Below are 1,554 nucleotides of genomic sequence, written 5' to 3'. Positions count from 1 at the left end.
ACATGCTGAGCTCAGGTCGCCGATACGTGGTATCGGCGGTTGGGTGAAAGCAGGTTAGAAGTTTGTTCGCAAACCAACTTCGACACTTCTTCCCTGAGCAGGCGCAATATCGCGAAGAATTGAGCTGGCGTACCTCACAGTCTGATTCGTCAAGTTTTCACCATTAACGAATGCCAGCCATTGGCTACCGCCCAGGTCAAATTTGTACCCTGCACTCGCGCCTAAAGTCGTATAGCCGTCAGTTCCGGATTCATTATCCGGCACGTTGTGCTGCGAGCTCGCATGCTCGACGTCGACCCTGGCCTGCCATTTGTCCAGCTCCCACAGCAGCCCACTGTTCAGTCGCAGGGGGGCGATACGCGGCAAAGCCTCGCCAGTGTCCAGATTCTTAGCACGGGTATAGTCACCGGAAAGCTCCAGCGCAATGTTACCGTAGCGAGTCTCAGCCAGCTTCCAATGATCCTGTGCTTCGAAACCGGCAAATCGAGCACGTACGCCTGAGTAGGTGAATTCCGGGATGCCGTCGGCGTCCTCTTCACCCTCGTCGTTGAGCGATCGGCCGCTACTCAATAGTCCAATGTAATTCGAAAAATGGCTATAAAATACGCCGACGCTGCCCTTGTGGGCGCCATTGTCAAACCGTAGCGCCAAGTCGCTGGACACTGCTTTTTCCTTGGATAAGTCAACGTCACCTACCTCGTAAGTGCCTGTGGCAACGTGTGCACCGTTGGCGTACAGCTCGTAAAACGTTGGCGCACGTTCGGTATAGCCCAGAGTTGCTGCCAATGACCAGACCGGCGTAAGCGTATACACCACGCCTGACGACAAGCTACCAGTAGTAAAACTGCTAGAGCGATCAGCGCTATTAAACCGCATGTTGCCCTTAGCATCCGGATCGACTGTCGTGTGCTCCAGGCGACCGCCCAAGCTCAGCATGAGTCGGTCACTGGATTGCAGTTCTTCGAGAATGAACAGAGCTCCAGCATTGGTATCGGTCTGCGGCACAAATGCTTCGTCACCAAGCGCGGAAAACTCACCGCGCGTCAACTGCGCACCCACCACACCATTAAGCGGTCCTATCGGCTGATGGCGGGCCTCCACCCGAGTCTCATAACCCTTGTTTTTGAAGGTGGTGCCTATCTCGCCGTCTTCAATCTCCATGTGTTTGTAGTCTGTGTACCCTGCGTCTAATTTCACAGATGTGAAGGGACCGGACAGATTGCGGATCTCAGAAGCAAACGCGTAGTGATCTTGCTCCATGCGGATGCGTACGTCCTGCTCGGCAGGCGATCCGTAGTTAGAGTCGTAATTGCTGTAGGACACTCCGGCATAACCGTCATCCCATGTGTAGGAACCACCTACGGCACCACCGTCTTGGCGCCCGTCGCTGTTGCCGAGGCGATGTTTTTCATCGTCTCCCTCTTCGCGGGTCCGTTGATCAGAGGTGCGAGCGTAGCCCGGGATACGCAGGTCATTAAAATTACGAGCATTGGCATCGATGTGCAGCGCAAATTGACCGTTGCCGGCTTCCAGCTTTCCGGCGCTACTACGCGT

Annotated in this window: 1 protein-coding gene; it reads right to left on the bottom strand. The window is 55.0% G+C overall.

Going from position 1 to position 1,554, the window contains the following annotated elements:
- Positions 1 to 54: 54 nt before the first annotated feature.
- Positions 55 to 1,554: TonB-dependent receptor (locus ABEH28_RS27220; protein WP_346631556.1), on the bottom strand; the 1,500-nt coding region annotated here is incomplete at its 5' end.

It is taken from the genome of Pseudomonas sp. Ps21-P2, assembly GCF_039672565.1.
Taxonomy (GTDB): Bacteria; Pseudomonadota; Gammaproteobacteria; order Pseudomonadales; family Pseudomonadaceae; genus Aquipseudomonas.
This window is presented reverse-complemented; position numbering and strand designations above follow the sequence as displayed.